This is a genomic window from Reyranella sp., from assembly GCF_050185545.1.
Lineage (GTDB): Bacteria > Pseudomonadota > Alphaproteobacteria > Reyranellales > Reyranellaceae > Reyranella.
Map to the genome: position 1 here is coordinate 1 of NZ_JBFWZI010000304.1, position 5,655 is coordinate 5,655.

The window sequence follows — 5,655 nt, forward strand, 5'->3', positions numbered from 1 at the left end:
GCCCGCGGCGGCAGCTTCGTCTGCATCGAGCCCGGCGCCGAGGCCGTCGTGTCGAGCCGCTATGGCGCGCTGCTGCTCGCCTGGTCGGAGGGCCGTATCGCGTGGTCCGACGGTACGGCACGCCCCGACCTCTACGGCTTCTGAGGCGCGGCCTTCACGCGTCGGGCAACTGGCGCGCGCGCTCTACCAGGCGATCGAGCAGGTGGCCGAACTGGGCGCGCTCCGCCGCCGAGAAGTCGCCGAACAGGCTCCTCTCGCGCGCCGCGCCGCTTGGGGCGATGGCGGCGAAGACGCGCCGTCCGCTGGACGTCAGCGCCAGGATCAGCCGACGCCGATCGTCGCGCGCGGGCCGGCGAGCGACGTAGCCGTGCCGCATCATCGAGGCGAGCGAGCGGCTCACCGTCATCTTGTCGAGCCCGCAGAGGCGCGCCACCTCGTTGGCCGACACGCCCGGCACGTTGGCCAGGGCGACCATCACCCGCCACTCCGTGAGATTAAGCTGGTACTTGCGCGAGTAGAGCCGCGCGAACGGGCGTGCCGTCAGGTTCACGGCCAGGACCATGCGAAAGAACAGCGAGTTCTCGATGGGCAGCGGATTGGCGCGCGACATGCGAGCGTCCTGTATCTTCTTTCGGCAAGCGAGTTCAAGCGGGGCAAGCTCGAGAGGACTCGGCTCGAGGGCAGCGCCCGAGGCGGGCCGGATGGTCGGTCGAGGAGCGTCGCGGTATGATCCCGGCATGACCAATCAAGCGACCAGCCCCACCGAGTTCCTGACCGCGCTGCTGCGCGCCGTGCGCGACGTGACCGGGCATCGGCAACCTCCCGCCTGGACGCACGTATCGAAGGTCCAGACCAAACTCGCGACCGACAATGTCGACGCCGTCGATGCCGCCATCCGCCTCGCCGTGAAGAAGGGCTGGCTTCGTGCCGACGGCGATCCCGCCTCGTCCATCACCATCACCGTTCAAGGGGTGAAGTTCCTGGAAACCTAGACCCGGCACCATCGCAGCGACGCCGGGCACAACACCAGAGCTCCGATGAAGCCGCCGCCGGCCTCCACCTCCTCCTCCCACGACGTGCTCGCGGGCCTCGTCGAGCGGGTCACGTTCCACAATGCCGAGACCGGCTTCTGCGTGCTGCGGGTCAAGGCGCGCGGACACCACGATCTCGTCCCGGTGGTCGGCCACGCCGCCGTCATCACCGCCGGCGAATGGGTGACCGCCTCGGGCGAATGGGTCAACGACCGCGTCCACGGCCAGCAGTTCAAAGCGCGCTTCCTGCGCACCTCGGCGCCGACGTCGATCGACGGCATCGAGAAATACCTGGGCTCGGGCATGATTCGCGGCATCGGCCCGGGCTATGCCCGGAAGCTGGTCAAGGCATTCGGCGAGAGAGTCTTCGACATCATCGAGGCCGAGCCGGCGCGGCTGCGCGACGTTGCCGGCATTGGCGCGGTGCGCGCAGCCAAGATCACCGAGGCGTGGGCCGACCAGAAGACCGTGCGCGAGATCATGGTCTTCCTGCACAGCCACGGCGTCGGCACCGCGCGCGCCGTCCGCATCTTCAAGACCTATGGCGCCGATGCCGTCCAGGTCATGAGCGAAAACCCCTATCGGCTGGCGCGCGACATTCGCGGCATCGGCTTCAAGACGGCCGACGCCATCGCTCAAAGGCTCGGCATCGCCAAAACGGCCATGATTCGCGTTCGCGCCGGCATCTCATATGCCTTGACCGAGGCGACGAACGACGGCCATTGCGGGTTGCCGCTGGAGCAGCTGCTGCCGCTGGCCGGCGAGCTGCTCGAGGTCGAGGTTGCCCTGGTGCAGACTGCGCTCGATCTCGAACTGGCTGAAGGAACGGTCGTGGCCGACCGCGTCGGCGAGACCCATTGCGTCTTTCTCGCAAGGCTCCATCGGGCGGAGCGCGCGATCGCCGAGAACCTGTTGCGGATATCGGCAGGCGACCTGCCATGGCCGCCCATCGACGCGGAGAGAGCGTTGCCGTGGATCGAGGCTAAGACCGGCCTTGCCCTGGCCGACAGCCAGGCCGAGGCGGTCCGTCTCGCCCTTCGATCGAAGGTACTGGTGATCACCGGCGGTCCGGGGGTCGGAAAGACCACGATCGTGAACGCGATCCTGCGCATTCTGGCGGTCAAGGATACGGCGCTTGAGCTTTGCGCGCCGACCGGGCGTGCCGCCAGGCGCATGACCGAGGCGACGGGCTTCGCGGCCAGGACGATCCATCGTCTGCTGGAAACCGATCCGCGCGCCGGCGGCTTCAAGCGTGACGAGCACAATCCGATCGAGTGCGACCTGGTGGTGATCGATGAGAGTTCCATGGTCGACGTCCTGTTGATGCAGGCACTGCTCGCCGCCGTGCCCAGGCACGCGGCCCTTCTGATCGTGGGAGACATCGACCAGTTGCCGTCGGTCGGCCCGGGGCAGGTACTGGCCGACATCATCAATTCGGGCGCAGTGCCGGTGGTGCGCCTCACCGAGATCTTCCGGCAGGCCGCGCAAAGCCGCATCATCGTCAACGCCCACCGGGTCAATCAGGGCCTGCTGCCCGATCTCGCGCGGCCCGAGGGCGACAGTGATTTCTACTTCGTGCCGGCCGACGAGCCGGAGACGGCAGTGGCGCACGTGGTCGAGCTGGTGAAGACGCGCATGCCGCGGCGTTTCGGCTTCGACCCGATCCGCGACATCCAGGTCCTGTGTCCGATGAATCGCGGCGGCGTCGGGGCGCGCTCGCTCAACATAGAGCTGCAGGCGGCGCTCAATCCGGCGGGCGAGAAGAAGGTCGAGCGGTTCGGCTGGACCTTCGCGCCCGGCGACAAGGTCATGCAGATCGAGAACGACTACGACAAGGACATCTTCAACGGCGACATCGGCTATGTGGACGATGTCGACCTCGAGGCAGCGGAACTGGTCGCGAGCTTCGACGGCCGGCCGGTCACCTTCCTGTTCGGCGAGCTCGATTCGCTGGTGCCGGCGTACGCCGCGACGATCCACAAGAGCCAGGGCTCGGAATATCCGGCGGTGGTCATCCCGCTGCTCACCCAGCACTACGCGATGCTGCAGCGTAACCTGCTGTATACCGGCATCACGCGCGGCAAGAAGCTGGTCGTGCTGGTCGGCCAGAAGAAGGCCATCGCCATTGCCGTCAAGAACGTCAGCGGGCGTCGGCGGTGGTCCAAGCTGGCCGAGTGGCTGGCAATCACAGGCTCTCGGCCTGCGGCAGGGTGATGAGGTGGAGCACCATGTCGAAGGTCGGGTCCTCCTTGAGCGCGTGCTGCTCGGCGATGTCCCGCATCGTATCGGCCGACAGCGCAGGCCTGCCCGCCGCGGCGCGCCGGGCGGCGATCATCTCCAGGATCTCGTCGTCCACGATCACCCTCCCGGGCTGCCGGGCAGAAAGCAGTAGATGAGCCCGGCGAGGCTGGCACAAACGTGCGCATGGAGAGGCTCGCGGTTCAGGGCGGGATCGAGCACGGCGTGCGGCGGCACGACCTGCCAGCGCCCATCGATCATCGTCCGCCATTGGCCGTCTTCACCCAGGAACGCGCGGGTCGGCCGGCAATCGCCCTCGACTCGGCCGTCCGTTGTCGACCGTCGCCCGTTGCAACACGACAACCCGGTGCCCGGCTGCTCGAGGGCCCGGTACCAATCGTGGCGTTCGCCGTGGCCCTGTCCGTGCCCGCCGTCCTGTGCACGCGCCGGCCTGGCGAGCCCGATCGCTCCGATCAGGGCAATCACCAGGAGCAACACCCCTACCGCCAGTATGCCCGGTTGCCGCATTCCACCCTCCTTGGTGCCTGCGTCGTCTCGATGAAGTTGCGCCGCGCGCCGGCGGCGAGATCACGCTCCCGTCAATGCCTGGGCTGACCGTCGGGAAGCACCGTCCGGTCGCCCTGAACGGGATGCGACGCGCGGGCGCCGCCGGGTTCCGTCGCGGCGTCATGGCGCCCGGTCTCGAGGATCCACACGACGTATTCCTCGGCCAGCCGGATGGCGTCCTGCGGGTTGATCGTCTCGGCGCCACAGTAGGCCAGCATTCGAACGGCGAGATGCAGGCACTCGCTGCGCAGAGCCGCCAACGGCGAAAGATCTTCGTTGCTTGTCATCACTCCTCCTGGATTTGATCTTCTGGGCAATCGCCTTCCGGGCGATTCGCCTCGACCTTGAGGTCGGCTTCGGGAAAGCTTCGTTCGAGCAGCGACAAGGCGCCGACCAGACCGATCGACGTCAGATGGCGCTCGACCACCCTGTCCGATGGGCCGAGATAGTTCCGCGCGATATGGGCCAGGGCCGCAGCGTCGAGATCGGTTCCGGCTTCCGCCTTCGCCTTGGTCAGGGCCTGATTCAGCATCCGCAACTGCTCGTCATCGAGGTCGAACGTGCGGATCGTGGTTCGGCCTGGCGCGACGTCTTCAAAGCGCGCCGGCGTTTCCGCACGGCATGCCTGCACCAGGTCGCGCAGCTTCGACACCGTCATGCCAGGCGCGGCGGCGCGCGCCAGCCACTCGGCGGCGTTGCCGCTCGCGAGGACGGGCGCGAGCTCCTTGAGCTTGGTCCAACCGATCGGCTTCAGCTCGTCCCAACCGAGCCCCAGCTCCGAAACGGCATTGTAAATCTGGACCAGATAGTAGGCCTTGCGCCGCTTGAAGCCGTGTCGACGTTCGACATAGGACGCGAAGTCGACGTAGCCCGCGCTGGCGTACCATTTCTCGGCAAGGATCTTCGCCAGCACCCCGCCCAGCCTGAAGGCGTTATAATCGGAAGCATCCGCGAGTTCGCCCACCAGCGCGTGGGCGCGCTCGGCCGTCAGGTCCTCGATCTCGCGCGCCGTCCGCGCCAGCGCATCGGGGCCGAGCACCTCGCCATCGAGGCCGGCCATTGGCACGAGCGCGAACGCCGGCGCATCGCCATGTCTCATCAGGATGGGCGGGGAACTGGCGGTCATGCAGTGGCTCTCCTCGACCTGTCGCAGATCTCAGCCGATGAACGCCTGCGTCGCTGCCGCGAAGGCCGGCGGACAGCGAACGACGCCGTGTTCCGCGCGAAACTGCCTGAGCGCCTCGAGTTCCTGGTCGCGCGTAAGGCGCGGGGCAGCCTGAAACCGCAGCAGCCGCGCCCGATGCGTGAGCAGCAGGGAAGAGCGTCGCTTGAACTCCAGGGTCCCCTGTCGCTCGCTCAGGTTGCGCGCGAAACCCGGCAGCTGCGCCGACGAAATTGGCGACGGCAGCTCCGATTCTTGCCAATCGAACGACATGATGAAACGCCCCTCCTTGGGCTGATCGAGTCCGGACAAGCGCGTGCGCCGCTCCCGGAAGACGATGTCTGCATGATGGTGTGCAAGGCTGCTCGCTCGGCAGCCGCTGGCGTCGACCCTCCTTGGTCTTCTCGATCACTCTGTCCAATCCTGGCGCCAAGTCAAGAGCTACCGGGCGCGATCGGGATCACTCCACAACCATGCCTTGCTGCACGGCACCCGGCTTTACTGCGACAGGCTCCAGCCCGACCGCTCCCAGCGCGGCCCGCATGTTGCCGACGTTGGGGACGCGCCGCCCTCTCGCCCAGCTGCCGATCGTGTACTTGCCGAGGCCGGCCCGGACGGCCACGACCTCCAGCGACTCGCCGCAGGCGTCGAGCTCCG

9 protein-coding genes are annotated in these 5,655 nt (G+C 67.5%); 2 read left to right on the top strand and 7 right to left on the bottom strand.

Annotated features, from left to right (window positions below; all coding sequences use genetic code 11):
• Positions 1 to 154 precede the first annotated feature (154 nt).
• Complete coding sequence (locus AB7O82_RS36725) at positions 155 to 610, bottom strand: MarR family winged helix-turn-helix transcriptional regulator (RefSeq protein WP_428554906.1); 456 nt, start codon at positions 608 to 610, stop codon at positions 155 to 157.
• A 127-nt stretch (positions 611 to 737) separates the two neighbouring features.
• On the opposite strand from AB7O82_RS36725, the gene AB7O82_RS36730 reads away from it, so the two are divergent.
• Both AB7O82_RS36730 and recD2 read left to right on the top strand, forming a co-directional pair.
• On the top strand, positions 738 to 992 hold the full coding sequence (locus AB7O82_RS36730) for a hypothetical protein (RefSeq protein WP_428554903.1): 255 nt from the start codon (positions 738 to 740) through the stop codon (positions 990 to 992).
• 45 nt (positions 993 to 1,037) lie between these two features.
• Positions 1,038 to 3,245: an SF1B family DNA helicase RecD2 gene (gene recD2, locus AB7O82_RS36735; RefSeq protein ID WP_428554900.1), complete on the top strand. Its 2,208-nt coding sequence runs from the start codon at positions 1,038 to 1,040 to the stop codon at positions 3,243 to 3,245.
• On the opposite strand, the gene AB7O82_RS36740 is transcribed toward recD2, so the two are convergent.
• The 6 genes from AB7O82_RS36740 to AB7O82_RS36765 form a co-directional block, all read right to left on the bottom strand.
• Entirely contained in the window at positions 3,217 to 3,387 is a 171-nt protein-coding gene (locus AB7O82_RS36740) for a hypothetical protein (RefSeq protein WP_428554897.1), read from the bottom strand. The two genes, recD2 and AB7O82_RS36740, sit on opposite strands and share 29 nt — an antisense overlap.
• 2 nt (positions 3,388 to 3,389) lie before the next feature.
• Positions 3,390 to 3,797, bottom strand: coding sequence for a hypothetical protein (locus AB7O82_RS36745; protein WP_428554894.1), 408 nt, complete (start codon positions 3,795 to 3,797; stop codon positions 3,390 to 3,392).
• 71 nt (positions 3,798 to 3,868) lie between these two features.
• Positions 3,869 to 4,123: a hypothetical protein gene (locus AB7O82_RS36750; protein ID WP_428554891.1), complete on the bottom strand. Its 255-nt coding sequence runs from the start codon at positions 4,121 to 4,123 to the stop codon at positions 3,869 to 3,871.
• Positions 4,123 to 4,962 carry a hypothetical protein gene (locus AB7O82_RS36755; protein WP_428554889.1) on the bottom strand — a complete coding sequence of 280 codons (840 nt, stop codon included), beginning with the start codon at positions 4,960 to 4,962 and terminating at the stop codon, positions 4,123 to 4,125. Before AB7O82_RS36755 ends, AB7O82_RS36750 begins: the two co-directional genes overlap by 1 nt.
• A 30-nt stretch (positions 4,963 to 4,992) precedes the next feature.
• A complete protein-coding gene (locus tag AB7O82_RS36760) occupies positions 4,993 to 5,271 on the bottom strand; it encodes a hypothetical protein (RefSeq protein ID WP_428554887.1) in 279 nt (92 codons plus the stop codon).
• Between the two features lie 187 nt (positions 5,272 to 5,458).
• The coding region (locus AB7O82_RS36765) for a hypothetical protein (RefSeq protein ID WP_428554884.1) at positions 5,459 to 5,655 on the bottom strand (197 nt) is incomplete at its 5' end.

What these genes read in the sequence shown, in the direction of transcription:
- AB7O82_RS36725 (WP_428554906.1), bottom strand. Translation starts at nt 610, where the DNA reads ATGTCGCGCGCCAATCCGCTGCCCATCGAGAACTCGCTGTTCTTTCGC.
- AB7O82_RS36730 (WP_428554903.1), top strand. Translation starts at nt 738, where the DNA reads ATGACCAATCAAGCGACCAGCCCCACCGAGTTCCTGACCGCGCTGCTG.
- recD2 (WP_428554900.1), top strand. Translation starts at nt 1,038, where the DNA reads ATGAAGCCGCCGCCGGCCTCCACCTCCTCCTCCCACGACGTGCTCGCG.
- AB7O82_RS36745 (WP_428554894.1), bottom strand. Translation starts at nt 3,797, where the DNA reads ATGCGGCAACCGGGCATACTGGCGGTAGGGGTGTTGCTCCTGGTGATT.
- AB7O82_RS36750 (WP_428554891.1), bottom strand. Translation starts at nt 4,123, where the DNA reads ATGACAAGCAACGAAGATCTTTCGCCGTTGGCGGCTCTGCGCAGCGAG.
- AB7O82_RS36755 (WP_428554889.1), bottom strand. Translation starts at nt 4,962, where the DNA reads ATGACCGCCAGTTCCCCGCCCATCCTGATGAGACATGGCGATGCGCCG.
- AB7O82_RS36760 (WP_428554887.1), bottom strand. Translation starts at nt 5,271, where the DNA reads ATGTCGTTCGATTGGCAAGAATCGGAGCTGCCGTCGCCAATTTCGTCG.